The 16,005-nt window shown below is 39.0% G+C and carries 15 protein-coding genes; 5 read left to right on the top strand and 10 right to left on the bottom strand.

Features of this window, described 5'->3' with window-relative positions; translation table 11 throughout:
- Window positions 1–359 precede the first annotated feature (359 nt).
- The 6 genes from DV942_RS12885 to DV942_RS12860 form a co-directional block, all read right to left on the bottom strand.
- Window positions 360–977, bottom strand: a complete 618-nt coding sequence (locus tag DV942_RS12885) for an ABC transporter ATP-binding protein (protein ID WP_145858041.1) — start codon at window positions 975–977, stop codon at window positions 360–362.
- A 13-nt stretch (window positions 978–990) separates the two neighbouring features.
- Window positions 991–1,404 (bottom strand): GNAT family N-acetyltransferase, encoded by a 414-nt coding sequence (locus DV942_RS12880; RefSeq protein ID WP_450091354.1) that lies wholly within the window; start codon window positions 1,402–1,404, stop codon window positions 991–993.
- A 122-nt stretch (window positions 1,405–1,526) separates the two neighbouring features.
- The gene (lpxA, locus tag DV942_RS12875; protein WP_090983430.1) at window positions 1,527–2,312 is read right to left on the bottom strand and encodes an acyl-ACP--UDP-N-acetylglucosamine O-acyltransferase; all 786 of its coding nucleotides are present in this window, start codon (window positions 2,310–2,312) and stop codon (window positions 1,527–1,529) included.
- Window positions 2,312–3,724 carry a bifunctional UDP-3-O-[3-hydroxymyristoyl] N-acetylglucosamine deacetylase/3-hydroxyacyl-ACP dehydratase gene (locus tag DV942_RS12870; RefSeq protein ID WP_090983432.1) on the bottom strand — a complete coding sequence of 471 codons (1,413 nt, stop codon included), beginning with the start codon at window positions 3,722–3,724 and terminating at the stop codon, window positions 2,312–2,314. The genes lpxA and DV942_RS12870 overlap by 1 nt, the downstream gene beginning before the upstream one ends.
- A complete protein-coding gene (gene lpxD / locus DV942_RS12865; protein WP_145858034.1) occupies window positions 3,714–4,790 on the bottom strand; it encodes a UDP-3-O-(3-hydroxymyristoyl)glucosamine N-acyltransferase in 1,077 nt (358 codons plus the stop codon). The genes DV942_RS12870 and lpxD overlap by 11 nt, the downstream gene beginning before the upstream one ends.
- A gap of 122 nt (window positions 4,791–4,912) precedes the next feature.
- Entirely contained in the window at window positions 4,913–6,136 is a 1,224-nt protein-coding gene (locus DV942_RS12860; protein WP_186462306.1) for an HD domain-containing protein, read from the bottom strand.
- Between the two features lie 111 nt (window positions 6,137–6,247).
- Between DV942_RS12860 and porX the strand changes: the two genes are divergently transcribed.
- The 4 genes from porX (at window position 6,248) to DV942_RS12840 (ending at window position 10,430) form a co-directional block, all read left to right on the top strand.
- Window positions 6,248–7,801, top strand: a complete 1,554-nt coding sequence (gene porX / locus DV942_RS12855; protein ID WP_145858032.1) for a T9SS response regulator signal transducer PorX — start codon at window positions 6,248–6,250, stop codon at window positions 7,799–7,801.
- 154 nt (window positions 7,802–7,955) lie between these two features.
- On the top strand, window positions 7,956–8,372 hold the full coding sequence (gene tsaE / locus DV942_RS12850) for a tRNA (adenosine(37)-N6)-threonylcarbamoyltransferase complex ATPase subunit type 1 TsaE (RefSeq protein WP_145858030.1): 417 nt from the start codon (window positions 7,956–7,958) through the stop codon (window positions 8,370–8,372).
- A gap of 73 nt (window positions 8,373–8,445) precedes the next feature.
- A complete protein-coding gene (locus tag DV942_RS12845) occupies window positions 8,446–9,672 on the top strand; it encodes an alanine dehydrogenase (protein WP_090983443.1) in 1,227 nt (408 codons plus the stop codon).
- Window positions 9,673–9,746: 74 nt separating this feature from the next.
- On the top strand, window positions 9,747–10,430 hold the full coding sequence (locus tag DV942_RS12840; protein WP_145858028.1) for a M15 family metallopeptidase: 684 nt from the start codon (window positions 9,747–9,749) through the stop codon (window positions 10,428–10,430).
- A gap of 223 nt (window positions 10,431–10,653) precedes the next feature.
- Here the strand turns inward: DV942_RS12840 and DV942_RS12835 are convergent, their stop codons facing one another.
- The 4 genes from DV942_RS12835 to DV942_RS12820 are packed head-to-tail and all read right to left on the bottom strand — an operon-like array spanning window position 10,654 to window position 14,622.
- Complete coding sequence (locus DV942_RS12835) at window positions 10,654–11,154, bottom strand: phosphoglycerate mutase family protein (RefSeq protein ID WP_145858027.1); 501 nt, start codon at window positions 11,152–11,154, stop codon at window positions 10,654–10,656.
- A 37-nt stretch (window positions 11,155–11,191) separates the two neighbouring features.
- On the bottom strand, window positions 11,192–12,268 hold the full coding sequence (locus DV942_RS12830; RefSeq protein WP_244950686.1) for an aminotransferase class I/II-fold pyridoxal phosphate-dependent enzyme: 1,077 nt from the start codon (window positions 12,266–12,268) through the stop codon (window positions 11,192–11,194).
- Window positions 12,240–13,265, bottom strand: coding sequence for a glycosyl hydrolase family 18 protein (locus DV942_RS12825; RefSeq protein ID WP_145858025.1), 1,026 nt, complete (start codon window positions 13,263–13,265; stop codon window positions 12,240–12,242). Before DV942_RS12825 ends, DV942_RS12830 begins: the two co-directional genes overlap by 29 nt.
- Window positions 13,266–13,293: 28 nt before the next feature.
- Window positions 13,294–14,622: a D-alanyl-D-alanine carboxypeptidase gene (locus tag DV942_RS12820; protein ID WP_145858023.1), complete on the bottom strand. Its 1,329-nt coding sequence runs from the start codon at window positions 14,620–14,622 to the stop codon at window positions 13,294–13,296.
- A gap of 51 nt (window positions 14,623–14,673) precedes the next feature.
- Here DV942_RS12820 and DV942_RS12815 point away from each other — a divergent pair, with 51 nt between their 5' ends.
- A complete protein-coding gene (locus tag DV942_RS12815; protein ID WP_145858021.1) occupies window positions 14,674–15,921 on the top strand; it encodes an aspartyl protease family protein in 1,248 nt (415 codons plus the stop codon).
- Window positions 15,922–16,005 lie beyond the last annotated feature (84 nt).

Below are 16,005 nucleotides of genomic sequence, written 5' to 3'. Positions count from 1 at the left end.
ACGGAGATGGCATGAATCCAAAGTATTGTATTGCGATCTGGTTTATAAATGGTGAGCCGTGTGATGGAAAAAAGTCCTTATAAAAGAAATGCCTTTGGGAACCACTCCAAAGGCATAATCAACCTAAACCTCAAACTAAACTATGAAAAATTCTTTGCCTTTAGGGGCTATATAATTGATTCCAAAAATGGAAAAATATAATCTTTACTTAGAGAGATAAATTAAATAATTGTTTCTCTTTTTGGTGGTGCAAAGGTAAGTATAATCTACGAATCTCAAAATATTTTTTCAAAAAAATATTTATAATACAAATGTATGACAAATCAGACTTTGCTATAATCGCTGTAATGTAGCTTAAGCTACTTATAATCAGCTATTTGTATGTGCTTAGAGCAGAAATCGTATTCTTGTATCTGATTTGAACCGATTATGGTAAGCCGTTCTTTCCCAAAATTTTCAATGAGTTCGCGGTACCAACTTATGCCCTGAACGTCTAAATTACTTGTTGGCTCATCTAAAAATAAAATGGGTGTATCTGCACAACAGGCCAAAGCCAGTTTGGTTCTTTGCTTCATTCCCGAAGAAAAGTACTTGATTTGTTTATTTGCTGCTTTCTCTAATCCTAAAATACTGATCAGCTTTTTTGCGTCTAAACCAATAGCAAAATCTTTAAACTTAAAATGGAAGTCAATGATCTCTTTTAGCGTAAAAGTTTCAACCAGTTCCAGATAGGGGGCAGCAAGGCTGGTGTATTTATAAATATTTTCGACTGGGATCTCGGTCTTATCTATAAAAAATGAAATTTTGCCCTCAGAAGGGGATAAGCTACCGTTTAAAACGCTAAGCAGTGTTGATTTACCAGAACCATTAGGTCCAAGTATTGCGTAACTGTTTCCTGAGGTAAATTCTGCGCTTAAATTTCTGAAAATCCACTCTTTGTTAAACCTTCTGCCAACATTTTGTAAAGTAATATTCATTTGTACCAAGCGTTTAGGGTTTAACGATGAGCGGTTTATTCATACAAACGCCATTATCAATGCCGATATATTGCTCATAATTGGCCTTGATGCGATAACCTGCCTTTTGATAAAGTGCAATGGCTTCTGGCTGTTTTTTGCCTGTTTCTAAAACGCATAAGGAAAAACCGAGCTCAATAGCCCAGTTTTCTAATTCGCTTAAAGCTTTAGCAGCTATGCCTTGCTTCTTGTAATCTGGACGTACAAACATCCTTTTTACTTCGGCTGCTATGGCGGTGAAAGATTTTATCACACCGCAAACCGGCAGTCTCCTCTGATAGGCGATAACAAGCTCCTTAATGCTCTCAATCTGATTAAATTGTGAATAAAAGGCATGATCATCACCATCTCGAATAACCAGATCCAGATCTAATAAAGCAGTTAACATCCTAAAATCCACATGTTCTGAATCTATCCGGACCATCTTAAATCACTCGTGAACATTTATTTGAATCTGGTTAAGCAGTATGTTTAACCCTCTACCTTAAACCCTTTGGCATTCTACCTTAATTAGCTTCCCATGCCAAAGCCCTTCATTACCCCACGATTAGAATTGCGGATAAAATCTACGATTTCATCACGTATTTCAGTAGGTTTAAATTCGGCTTCGATCATGTCTAAAGCTTTCGTTACGTTATTGTGCTTTACAAAAAGTACACGGTAGATTTCCTGAATTTCATCAATCTGCTCGTTTGTAAACCCCCTTCTACGCAACCCCACAGAGTTGATGCCTGCATAAGAAAGTGGCTCGCGAGCTGCTTTGACATATGGTGGCACGTCTTTACGTACCAATGAACCGCCGGTTACAAAAGCATAAGAACCAACTTTAACAAATTGGTGTATGGCAACCAAACCAGCTAAAACCACATTGTTTCCAATGGTGATGTGGCCCGCCAAGGTGGTACTATTGGAAAATATGCAGTTATTTCCAACCTCACAATCGTGTGCGATGTGCGAATAGGCCTGGATTAAACAGTTGCTGCCTATAGTGGTTTTCCATTTATCTTTTGTGCCACGGTTAACGGTAACACACTCCCGTATCGTGGTATTATCGCCAATTTCTGCGGTGGTAATCTCACCGGCAAATTTTAAGTCCTGCGGCTCTCCTGAAATAACCGCACCAGGAAAAATTCTGCAGTTTTTACCGATCCGGGCGCCATCCATAATGGTCACATTTGATCCGATCCAGGTTCCCTCGCCAATTACAACGTCTTTATGTATCACTACAAAAGGTTCAATTACCACGTTTTCTGCGATTTTTGCCTGAGGGTGTATATATGCTAAAGGTTGTATCATTATTGAGCGGGTTCTGCTTGTTTAACTTTTGAAATTTGAGCCATCATTTCGGCTTCTACCACGATTTTTTCGCCTACCATACCTACACCTTTCATCTGGGCAATGCCTCTTCTGATGGGTTCAAGTAAATCGCAGCGGAAAACAATGGTATCGCCAGGAAGTACCTGTGCCCTAAAGCGCACATTATCTATTTTCAGGAAATAGGTAAGGTAATTCTCAGGGTCTGGTACAGTACAAAGAACAAGAATCCCGCCAACCTGTGCCATAGCTTCTATTTGCAGTACACCTGGAAATACGGGAGCACCTGGAAAATGACCTTTGAAAAACTCTTCGTTCATGGTTACGTTTTTAACCCCAACCACGTGGTTTTTAGAAAGTTCTAATATTTTATCAACGAAGAGAAATGGCTGGCGGTGAGGTAAAATTTCCATGATCTTCACTACATCGAACAATGGTTTTGCACTCGGATCGTATACCTTCTGTACTTTTTTGTTTTTCTCTTTTTTAATCGCTGCTTTAATCTTTTTGGCAAAAGCAACGTTTGCGGCGTGGCCTGGACGGGCGGCCATGATATGGCCTTTTAAATGCATGCCAACCAGGGCCAAATCGCCGATCATATCCAAAAGTTTATGTCGTGCCGGCTCATTCTGGTAACGCAGTTCCATGTTGTTCAAAATCCCTTGTGGGGCAACATCGATATCTTTACGGTTAAATAATTTAGCCAGGTGACTCAGTTCATCCTTGGTAACTTCTTTATCTACAATCACAATGGCGTTATTTAAATCGCCGCCTTTAATTAAATTGTGCGATAGCTGGTATTCCAGTTCATGTAAAAAGCAGAAAGTACGGCATGAAGCAATTTCTTTCTTAAACTCTGCAATAGTGTTAATACCAGCGTGCTGGCTGCCCAAAACAGGAGAGTTATAGTCAATCATGCAGGTAAAACGATAATCGTCTAACGGCATGGCCACAATTTCTACTTTTCTATCTTCCTCTGTATAGGTAATGTTATGTGGAATAGTAAAGTACTCACGATCTGCATTTTGCTCAACTGTACCCACCTCTTCCAGTAAATCAATAAACTGGATAGAACTCCCGTCCATAATCGGTGTTTCTGGACCATCTAATTTAATCAGTATGTTATCAAGGTCCATACCCACCAGCGATGCCATAACATGCTCTACGGTGCTTACGCTAGCACCATTTTGGGTTATCGTAGTACCTCGTGAGGTATCCGTAACATTATCTGCATCAGCATCGATAATAGGCTGGCCTTCTAAATCAATACGCTGAAATTTGAAGCCATGATTTTCGGGGGCGGGGCAAAATGTTAAAGTAACATTAGCACCAGTGTGTAAACCAACACCAGATGCTGATATTTCCTGTTTAATCGTTTTTTGTCTAACGTTCATTGTGTATTGTATTCTTTTCCAGTTCGGCGGTGAGCTTTTTCAACTCCTCTTCGAGCTTATTTATTCTTTTTTCCACATCGGGAAGATGTTTGAAAATGACTGAAGCCCGCATCCAGTTACGGATTGGTTGCGCCGGACTACCATGCCATTGTTTATTTTCTTCTGTAATATTAAAATTTATGCCGGCCTGTGCACCAATTTGCGTTCCCTTAGCTAAGGTTAAGTGTCCTGCTATACCTACCTGTCCGCCAATAACGCTATTTGGGCCAATTTTTGTGCTTCCGGATATGCCAGACTGTGCCGCTAAAACGGTGTTTTCGCCAATTTCCACATTGTGGGCGATCTGGATCAGGTTATCGATTTTCGCACCTTTTTTCACAATTGTAGATCCCATTGTTGCGCGATCTACAGTGGTATTTGCGCCAATTTCCACGTCATCTTCAATAATCACGTTTCCGATCTGTGGAATTTTATTATAGGTTCCGTCTTTTTGTGGTGCAAAACCAAAGCCATCACTTCCGATAACGGTATTGGCATGGATAACCACACTGCTGCCGATTATAGAATTGTGGTATATTTTTACACCAGGAAAAAAGGTGCTGTTTTTGCCAATTTTTGAATTAGCACCAATAAAGGTTTGTGCATTTATTTTACAACCATCAGCAATCTCTACATTTTCGGCAACGTAAGCAAATGCATCAATAAATACGTTATTGCCGATTTTTGCGGTAGGATGAACGAATGCCAGTTGATCAATCCCGGATTTTATGGTTTGTGCATTGATCGCTTCATTATATTTATCCAGTAAAATCGTAAACGCACTATATGGATTTTCAACACGGATTAGTGTGCTGGTATAAGACTGGGTAGGCGCAAAATCTTTAGATACGATAACAACTGAAGCCTTCGTAGAATACAAAAAGTTTTCATACTTAGGGTTAGAAAGAAAAGATAGGGAGCCTTCTTTCCCGTCTTCTATTTTAGAAAGTTCGGTAACGGCTACATCGGGGTTACCATCAATGGAACCGTTTAGAAACTGACTTATCTGCGTGGCAGTAAATTGCATCGTACAAAGGTATATGTTAAATTGATATGAACAAAAAAACCTGCATGGGTTAAACGGTGTATTATTTGCACAATAATAAGAGTTAAAACGGCACCAAAAGTCAAATATTTTGTTAAAAAAACTTAAATACCTCTTGGGTAACAGAGGATATATTTCTCTACAGTTTTTTGTAGCGACTCTAAATTGGACAAATCAGAAGCCTTGGCAATATCAACAATGTCGTTATTTTTCATTAAAATCTTAATATTTCCGAGGCCTGCGTGATAAGCACGGTTTTGGATAGAATCGGTAAAAACAAAATAACGGGCCTCTTCTGGTTTAATTCCCAATAAATTAATTGCTGCATCCTGCAAAAAGTTTACGCGATCTGTATCCGCCCTCTCGTTACCCATTTCAACTTTATAGAGGTTCCGGGCAGTAAGCATTTTACATAACGTAGACAAAATTTTATCATCATGTTTGGTCCAAACCTTAACTGCAGCATAAATATCCTGATCATCAAGGTTGGTAAAATGCTCAAGATTTTCATGCTGTTCAAAAAAATTAGCCTCGTTGATATCGTTTTTTAAAAAATAATTTAAGGATGGCGAAGCAAACAAATTCTCGCCGGCAGCAGCTAACTCCTTAGCACGTTCCAGTAATTTTACCAGAATCATCTCGCCAGATATTACTGTTTTGTGCAGATAAACCTGCCAATACATCAGCCTGCGGGCAATTAAAAATTTTTCTATAGAATAGATGCCTTTTTCTTCAATCACCAGATTATCATCGTAAACATTAAACATTTTAATGATCCGATCGAAACTGATTACGCCTTCACTCACGCCCGTAAAAAAGCTGTCGCGGTTTAAATAATCCATTCTGTCCAGATCTAACTGCCCGGAAATCAATTGATGGAGAAATTTTTTAGGGTAAGTACCATTAAAAATTTCAATGGCATGGGTTAAACGTCCTTCGAAATGTGTATTCAGGTCCTGCATCAGTTTGGCTGATATATCTTCATGCCTGATTCCGGTTACCAAAGAATGTTCAAGTGCATGCGAGAAAGGGCCATGACCGATATCGTGTAATAAAATGGCCAAAATGGCGGCTTCCTCTTCGCCATCGGTTATGGTGTGTCCTTTACTTTTTAAAAGATTGATGGCCAAACTCATTAAGTGCATGGCGCCTAAGGCATGGTGAAAACGCGTGTGTAAAGCCCCTGGATAAACCAAATGGGTCATCCCGAGCTGCTTAATGTAGCGTAAACGCTGGAAATAAGGATGGGATATTACGTCGTAAACGAATTCGGACGGGATACTGATGAACCCGTAAACAGGATCATTTATTATTTTCTTCTTGTTCAATCGTTAAAAATAGTTAAATAGGTAGATACGGTACAAAAATTGCTATTTTTATTTATAGTTTGAATGACCTGCCGTAATTAAACGGCAATACTGTTCTATTTTTACAAAAACATGCAAGAAACTAAAATATTATGGGCCGATGATGAAATCGACCTGTTGAAACCACATATATTATTATTAAATGATAAGGGTTACCACGTAACTACTTTTACCAATGGAAATGATGCTTTAGAGGCATTTGGGAAATCCCATTTTGACCTGGTTTTTCTGGATGAGAATATGCCTGGAATGAGTGGTATCGAAACCTTATCGGCCATTAAGAATTTAAACCCGGATGTTCCGGTAGTGCTGATCACAAAAAGTGAAGAAGAAAACCTGATGGAAGATGCGATAGGCAGCAAAATTGATGATTATCTGATTAAACCTGTAAATCCTAAGCAGGTTTTGCTGACGATTAAAAAGCTGATCGACAACAAACGTTTGGTGAGTGAAAAAACCTCTATGGCCTATCAACAGGATTTCCGCCGTTTGGGTATGACATTAGGCGACAGGCTTAATTATGAAGAGTGGATTGATGTTTACAAAAAAATCGTTTTTTGGGAGCTTGAGTTGGAAAAACTGGACGATCCGCAAATGCATGAAATTTTGACCATGCAAAAACAGGAGGCGAATACACAGTTTACAAAATTTATTGAGGAAAATTATCTGGATTGGATAAAGAACAGGGATAAAGCGCCTTTGCTTTCGAACGAATTATTGAAGAAAAAGGCCTTTCCGCTTATTAATGATAACACACCGGTATTTTTCATCCTGATAGATAATTTGAGATATGATCAATGGAAAATCATCAATCCATTAATATCAGAATATTTTAGGATAGATGAGGAAGATATGTATACAAGCATTTTGCCAACGGCGACACAATATGCCCGTAATGCAATTTTCTCTGGTATGATGCCTTTGGATATGGAAAAACGTTTTCCGCAGCTTTGGCAAAACGATGATGATGAAGGTGGGAAGAACATGCATGAAGAAGCTTTCCTGGCTGATAATATAAAGCGTAACTTAAGAAAGGACTGTAAATTCAGTTATCATAAAATCCTGACTTTTGAGCAGGGGAAAGACCTGGTTGAGCAAACAAATAATTTATTGCATAACGATTTTAATGCCATTGTGTTCAACTTTGTTGATATGTTGAGCCATGCGCGTACCGATATGCAGATGATACGGGAGCTGGCCAATGATGATGCGGCGTACCGTTCATTAACCTTATCATGGTTTGAGCATTCTCCGCTATGGGATTTATTAAAGAAAATTTCGCAGAAAAAAGTAAGGGTAATCATCACTACCGACCACGGGACCATACGGGTTAAAAAACCGGTTAAAGTAATCGGTGATAGAAGCACAAATACCAATTTGAGGTATAAGCAGGGCAGGAACCTTAATTTTAATGCAAAAGAAGTGTTTTTGATCAAAAACCCTCACGATGCGTTGTTGCCGAAGATCAACATCAGCAGCAGTTATATTTTTGCGAGAGAAGATAGTTATTTCGTTTATCCGAACAATTACAACCAGTTTGTAAATTATTATAACGAAACTTTCCAGCATGGCGGTATTTCGCTTGAGGAAATGATCATTCCGATAGTCACGTATTCGCCAAGGTAGTTTCAGAGATTTTAGATACTAGATTGGAGATATGAGACTGTCTCATTCAATAGAATCGTCATCCTGAACTTGTTTCAGGATCTGTTTCATTCAAATTTTAATAGCAAGGCAAAAGCAATCCAATTATGTATTACTTTTGCCTTTATTTTACAAAATGGATATCGAAGTAAATAGTTTAGCCGATTTACCTGCTGTCGCTCAGCAGCTTTCAGATTTTGCAGGCAGTGAGAAAGTTTTCATATTTGAAGGCGATATGGGCGCTGGAAAAACAACCTTCATCAAAACTTTTTGTGCAGCTTTAGGCATAGCCGATGTAGTTTCGAGCCCAACTTACTCTATCGTTAATGAATATGATAGCCCTAACGGACCGGTATTCCATTTCGATTTTTACCGGATAAAAGATATCCGCGAAGCCTACGATTTGGGGTATGAGGAGTATTTTTATGGTGGTGGTATTTGTTTAATTGAGTGGCCGGAGCGGGTAGAAGGATTATTGCCCGAAAATCTTATTAAGGTTGTGATCAATGTGCTGGATGAAAACCGCAGGCTATTCCGTTTTTCGAAGGTATAACAATTCGTTATCAATAAATTAACAGATTTTGCGTACCTTGAACAACCTAAAACTATCATAATTTTAATTCAACATGGCTACAGGATTACGCGAAGGAATGGCCGATATAGCTCGTCAGGGTTTATTACAAACGCAAGAAGCAACGTTAGAAACCAGAAATAAAAAAAATAATCTATACATAGGAATACCCAAAGAAATTTCTTTTCAGGAAAATAGAATTGCATTAACCCCTTTATCTGTTGCTTTGCTGGTAAATAACGGGCATCGGGTTGTTTTAGAAAGCGGAGCAGGCATTGCCGCTAATTTTTCTGATACGGAATATGCAGAGCAGGGCGCAAAAATTGCCTATAACAAAAAGGAAGTTTTTGATGCTGATATCCTGGTGAAGATTGCACCTCCAATGCTGGAAGAGATTGAAATGATGCATAAGGGGCAAACGCTTATCTCCTCGTTGCAGACCGGAACGCTTAAGCAAGATTACCTGAAAGCTTTGATGCATAAAAAAATTAATGCGTTATGTTTTGAGAATCTTCGCGACGAGGGCAATACACTGAGTGTAGTGCGTGCGATGAGCGAAATTGTAGGTTCGACCTCTATTTTAATCGCAGCAGAATATCTGAGTAATGTAACCGGAGGAAAAGGCTTGATGTTGGGTGGCTTCACAGGGGTTCCTCCAACAGAAATTGTGATTTTAGGCGCCGGAACGGTGGGTGAATATGCTGCCAGGACTGCCTTGTCATTAGGTGCAGAAGTAAAAGTTTTTGACAGTTCTATTTACCGCTTACGCCGTTTGCAAAATAATCTGGGCAGCAGGGTATTTACCTCGGTTATGCAGCCTATCGTTTTAAATAAGGCTATCACAACCTGCGATGTGGTAATTGGAGCCATTAGGGCAACTCATGGGCGTAGTCCGTGTATAGTGATGGAAGAAACGGTTGCCCGGATGAAACCACATTCGGTGGTGATTGATGTTAGTATTGACCAGGGTGGTTGTTTCGAAACTTCTGAAGTAACCAACCATGCCAATCCGGTTTTCAGAAAGTATGATGTAATTCACTATTGTGTGCCTAATATAGCCTCGCGCGTTCCAAGAACGGCGTCGTATGCGCTGACCAATATCTTTGCACCGATTTTATTGGATATAGGCGAACTGGGAGGCCTGATGAATATGGTTTGGAATAACCCGGGAATCCGCGAAGCACTTTACATTTATCAAGGTAACTGCACCAATAAGGATCTGGCTGATATGTTTAATTTGCCATTTAAGGATCTCGAATTATTAGTGGTTTCGAATCAATAAAAGGTTGGATGTAAAATGTATGCTGTAAGACGGATGTATCCTGAAGCCATAGTCAAACATCTTGATACTAAAGTATGAAAATCAAACTCTTTACATTATTTCTTTTCCTCTCGGTTAGCGTTTGCGCGCAAAATAAACCGTCCACCACAAACAAGCTTGTGGTGGTCAGTTCCTATAATCAGTACCTGGCATCCATAAAAACAGACCCGAACAACGAATTGGTTGAAATTAAGAAAGCCATTCCCAATATTAAACTGGATATCCGCTACGCCACTAAAAATAATTTTATGCGGCAGATCATGTATAAGCAGGCGAGGGCTTTTGCGCGAAAGCCAGTGGTAGAATCTTTAAAAAAGATCCAGAGGGAATTAAATAAAAATGGTTACGGCTTAAAAATATTTGATGGCTATCGTCCGTATGCCATTACCGTTGAGTTTTATAAAAAAGCAAGTGATAAAAATTTTGTAGCCAATCCGGCAAAGGGATCGAAACACAATAGGGGCTGTGCAGTAGATTTGACGTTGATTAATTTGAAGACTGGCAAAGAACTTCCGATGCCAACACCTTACGATAGTTTTTCGGCTGCAGCAGCAGCCAAGTATGAGAATGTATCTCCGGAAGTAAAGAAAAACCGTGATTTTCTTATTGCCATCATGGCTAAATACCGCATGAATGTGCTGGAAAATGAATGGTGGCATTATGATTTCTCGGAATGGAGAAACTATGATTTAATGGATATTCCATTCGGGAAACTGTAGTTTATTAGTTCAATTGCCATTGGTGTTGGGAGCATAACAATTAGTTACGTCATTTCGACTGAAGCGCAGCGAAACGGAGAAATCTGTTCGTAGTATAATAACCGTTCTAAACTAAATTATTATTCGTGGTGTAAGATATTACCATCTTATACTACATTACTTAATATTTAACTTTCAACTGTCTGGTGGTAATATCTGACAACACAATAACCTGAATTAAAAACTACAAATGGTGTGGCCTGCCGTATTGGTCCATTTTTACCCGCGCTTTATCTCCTTTAACAGATAATTCAAAAATATAGTCATAATCATCGTCCGTTAATTCTTCTTTAGGTTTTTTACCGCCAAAGGCTTCAATAATCTCCAGCACGGTGTTAGAATGGCCGGCAATAATCACGTTTTTGCCAACATAATTGGTTTTAATGCTGTCCACAAGCGATTTGATGTCTTTATAATCAACCACTTTCGGAATCACCAGTGAATCTAATGTTTGGTGTGTTCTTTTTGTGGGTGTGGCAAAAGCAACATCAAACTTTACCTTTTTAAGGTATGTAGCTAAATCTCCCGCCCGGATTCTTCCTTCGTCAGAGAGGCTTGGGTTATTATCCTTTGGATTGGATTTGTCTTTCTCGGCGTGCCTGACAACCCAAACCGTAGTGGTTTGCGCAGAAACGATATTAATGAAGAGCAGTGTTAAGGCCAGTAATACGAAAAGTTTTTTCATACCATAAATATTGAAAAATTAATTGGATCAGGAAAGGCTAAAAATTTATGGCTGCTACCAGTTTTTCGATATCTTCTTTCTCATGCCAGGAAGAAAGCACTATGCGATCTAAAGGAGTATCGCCAGGGTTTGGATAAGGGAAAGATGAAATTAAGATCTGCTTTTGCAGGAGCTTTTCTGAAGAATTAATTTCACTGGACAAATACACCGGAAAGCCGGATGCGTGTTTCCAGGTATGGTTTAATGCTGTTCCAAACAGCAGCATATTATTTTTAAGTTTGTTTAACGCCTTGCTGTATATTTCACTTGCGTGTACAAATGCATAAAGTCCGGCCTGGCCAGGCGGCGAAGCGCCTATAAATGTATTTGAATGTTTAAGTTGATCAATTACTTTATTGGAAGCTAAAACAATGCCCGCATCTATCCCCAACGCTTTGGCCATTGAGGCAACTACTACATTTTCAATGTTGCCTTGTTTGGGAAGATTTACGATAGTACCCATACCGTTGTTGTTTACACCAATTCCGTGCGAATCGTCAACAATTAGCATGATGTTTCTATCATTACGGATTTCTTTAACAAATTCGAAATCGTAAATTTCGGGCATCAGGTTGTTCATCGAATTGCTGATCAAAATCCAACTTTTTTCTTCAGATGCATTTATTTTGGCGATGGTTTCCTGTTTCCATGCTTCAAAAGACATTAAATTTCTGGTTTGATTTTCTGCTAACCAAAGTGCAGGGTGTGTGGATGGGGCATAAATTACCTTTCCGAGTTTCGATAAAGCTTTAATGGTAAGCTGCGCTGCTAAATATCCGCTTGAAGTAATCAAGGCGGCTTCAGCTCCAAAGCGTGCCGCAGCTACTTTCTCCGCCTTGCTGTAAATACCCAACTGGATGTTGTTGGTGCGACTTGTTCCGTTATTTAAACCAAATTTTTTAATCCCTTCAATATATAAGTCGATGAAATCCTGATTTTGTGGAATGCCCAGATAAGCCGTTCCGCCAAAGTATAAATAAGAGGTATTTCCAATGTTGATGGTGTTTGAAAAAGGTTGTTTTATCGATTTAAAGTCAAGCATCATATCAATTGTAGTTTCTGCCAAGCTCGTCATTTGCAGCACGGATAATGGACTTATCACCATTGTCATCATGGTAGAATTCCCAGAACATGATTCCATTTGCAATATCTTTGGCAAGTTTAGCTTTTTTTCTGGTGGTTATTGTTCCATTAAAATAAAATTGAATGCCATCAACTAAAGCATTATCTAAACTCACATCGACACCAGCGGCTACAAAATCACGATAGGCCTTAGCTGAATTATTGGCATTCTTACCATAAGCAGGGATGCCTAAAACGGCTTTTTCCCTTGGCATACCTCGTGTATTTAACCAATAATTTAAACTGGCAACAGCCATATTATAGGATGCATGTTGAATAGGCTCATTTTTATCCCAGCCAATTCCGTCATAAACCATAATATTAAAAAAATCCACAACAGGGAAAACCTCAGATTTTAATCCGTCACGGATACTGCCGGCGTATACGCCCGGGGTTATGGCCGCGCTTAAAAATTTATGGTATTTATGAAGTGAATCTGAAAGTTCTTTCATTAGCAGCACATAATTGTCTGCCGACCCATCGCTGGTACTAGGATACTCCCAGTCCACATCTATGCCATCCAGGTTATTTGTTTTGGAAAAAGTGAGCACATTCTTTACAAACAGATTTCTGGTAGCTGCAGATGCAGCCATGGTTACAAAAATACTTTTTGTGCCAGAAATAGAAATACCTGTTTTCACACCATTTGACTTTGCTTTTTGGATTACGGCTGTAAATCGGCCAGGTTGTGCTAATGCCGCTAAACTTCCGTCCGGATTGGGATTTAGAAAGGCATAAAAGAGGTGTGTAATCATTTTAAATTTCGAATCCGCAATACCAGCCGGATCCCGGTAACTTGGGAAATAACTTATAACCTTAAAGTTATTGTCTGGTACGTATGGCGTGCCAGGAAGGGGTGGCTCAAAAGGCGCTGTTATGGAATCATTCTTTTTGCAGGATGATACGATAAGCAGTACACAAATCCCTGTTAGCAGGTATATTTTTTTCATAGGTTAGGTGTTTTGATGTTGCGTATGCTTAAAAATGATCGTGTATATAGGTCATGATTCTCACCATTTCCGCACGTACCTCGGCAGTTGGTTTTACGAAGTTGTTGTTCATGAAAGAAAAAATATAGGTTTTCCCCTTTTGGGTGAGTACGTATCCGCTTTGGTTATGAACACCCCCGAGTGAACCCGTTTTACCAAAAACAAAAGGTTCACTGGTTTTAGGATAAGCACTCTTTAAAGTGCCGCTTTTACCGCCTGCAGGAAATAGATCAAAAAGCTTTTCGGGATTATTTACCAGCCTGTAAATGGAATCAAGAAGGTATACATTGTCTCGGGGTGTAAATAAATTTTGGCGGGACAATCCAGATCCGTCAACCCATTTTACTTGATCAGGCAGAAAAGAAAGGTAATTTTTTGTAATGTATTCAATGGCTTTCGCCGTACTTAATGTATCGCCAATCTGGTTGGCACAAACCAATAAAAGGTGTTCTGCAATAAAATTATCGCTGGGTAACATCATGTACTTTAGAACCGAATCCCGCTTAGCGCCAGGCACGGTTTTAGCATCCTTAGGTATTTTTTGCTTTACGATTCCAATGGGTTTGTGTAAGGTATCAGCCAGGATCTCAACGGTTAATTGCGTTGTCGTTTTATAGGGATTTTGTTGATTATAACCAGGTTTTACCGCAACTGCAGGGTATTGAAAGCGGTTGGTTAAGAAGTCTCTTCTAACCTGAAAGTTGCCTGTTTTCTGGGTAGAATCTATTTCAAAACAAGGGGCAAAAACCTTTGGTTTAATATTAATCTTATTGGGTGAGGCATAGGTAGAAGTAACCATGTTGTCCATGATGGGCATTTCGGTAATTTCCGGCTGGTAATAATAGTCGTAATCATCCCAGGCCCAGCCTTCGCCGAAGAAATTACCTGAATATCGACCGGGAGAAAAGAATAGCTTTTTATCTGATGCCAGGAGAAAATTATATGCGGATTTGTCTTTTATTGCAAACTGTAAAAAAGCAGGGTCGCCGGTTCCCCAAAAAATCAACGAATCATGCTGCTCGGTATATTTTAAAGCCGGCATTAAATCGGGCAACATTTTTAGGCTTGCAAAAAAAGTATACAGTTTGGTGTTGGATGCAGGGGTAAAATACCGGTCTGCATCTTTCTGAAAAATCATTTTTTTATCTGTTGGATTATAAAGTGCGAAGCCAACCTGATATTGTTTTATCACCTGCGAATTTTTAAATTCTCTGGCTACTTTTTTAGAAATGATCTTATCGGTTGAGCATCCTGTTGACAAACAAAGCAATAGAATAAGGATAATAAAAATAAAATTATAATTTTTTAAAGGAAACATGTGCTAAATTTAGGATACATAAAGATTAACTAATTTATTAAATTTAGTTTAATGTTAGCCAAATATAACCCTGGTGTAATAATCTGTTTACGTAAACTGACCATTTGCACGCTGCTTGTATTGCTCACATTTTCCGGGCATGGCCAGGAGTTCCTCTTCAATAGAAAAAGGCAAAAACAGTCAATTTCTTTTAAGTGCATTAAGAACCTGATGGTTATTCCAGTGTTTGTAAACGGAAACGGGCCCTACGATTTTGTGCTCGATACTGGCGTTGGTCCCATGATTATTACCGATCCGTCTATTATCGATTCGTTGAATTTTGGTAAACTCCGTAAAATTAAAGTTCTTGGCCTTGGCATTGAAAGCGTGGATGCTTATGTTTCTCAAAGTCTTAATGTTAAAGTAGGCAGCGCCAGCATCAAATATATACCAGCGGCGGTGTTAAAAGAAGATTTGTTTAACCTGTCAGGACATTTAGGACTGAAAATTTATGGCTTACTGGGATATAGCTTTTTTAACAGTTTTATTGTTGATATCAGATACAGTGAAAATAGGCTGATTATTTACGATCGGGACACCAGAATTAAATACCGGGGAAAAAAAATCCCGATCGAAATTGAGAACCAGAAGCCTTATATATTCGCTACCATTGATGTGCCTAATGGTAAAACGGTTGAAGCGAGGTTTTTGATAGATACCGGGGCCAGCCACGCTTTATCGCTCGAAATGCTGAATGGAACAGGATTCCCTCTGCCTGAGAAAAAAATCAAAGCTAATTTGGGAATGAGCTTAAGCGGGCTGATTAGGGGATATGTTGGCCGTGTAAAGAGATTCAATATTGGAGGATATGTTTTCAAAGACGTCGTTTCGGGATTTCCTGATTTTGCGAGCATTGCAGATAAAATTGATCTATCGAAACGGAATGGCAATTTAGGCGCCGATTTACTCCGGAAATTTAACATTCAGTTTAATTATCAGGATGGCTTTATTTATGTTAAACCCAATGGATTCAGAAAAGTACCTTTCGAACATGATATGGTGGGTATGGTGTTATACCTAGACCAGCAGACATATAAAAGAGTATTGATAGGCCAAATAGACGAAAATAGCCCGGCAGAAAAGGCTGGTTTACGGCCTAATGATGAAATTATCGGCGTAAACTTTAAAAGCATGGATGCTTATTCTTTAAATGATCTTACTGAAATGTTTAAATCGAAAGCAGACAGAGCCATCATTCTCGAAATTTTCAGGGATAATCAGACCTATTTTAAAGTAGTTAAACTCGAAAAGAGGATTTGATAAGCGTAATTTTACAGTTACAAATGGTTTGTCGTGTAACAAGGTTTTAACTTTAACCTCTTATTGCCAAGCAAACTAACTTTA

The organism is Pedobacter suwonensis (assembly GCF_007833675.1).
Classification (GTDB): domain Bacteria; phylum Bacteroidota; class Bacteroidia; order Sphingobacteriales; family Sphingobacteriaceae; genus Pedobacter; species Pedobacter suwonensis.
Note: the sequence above shows the minus strand (reverse complement) of the source record. Positions and strands in the feature narration are given on the sequence as shown.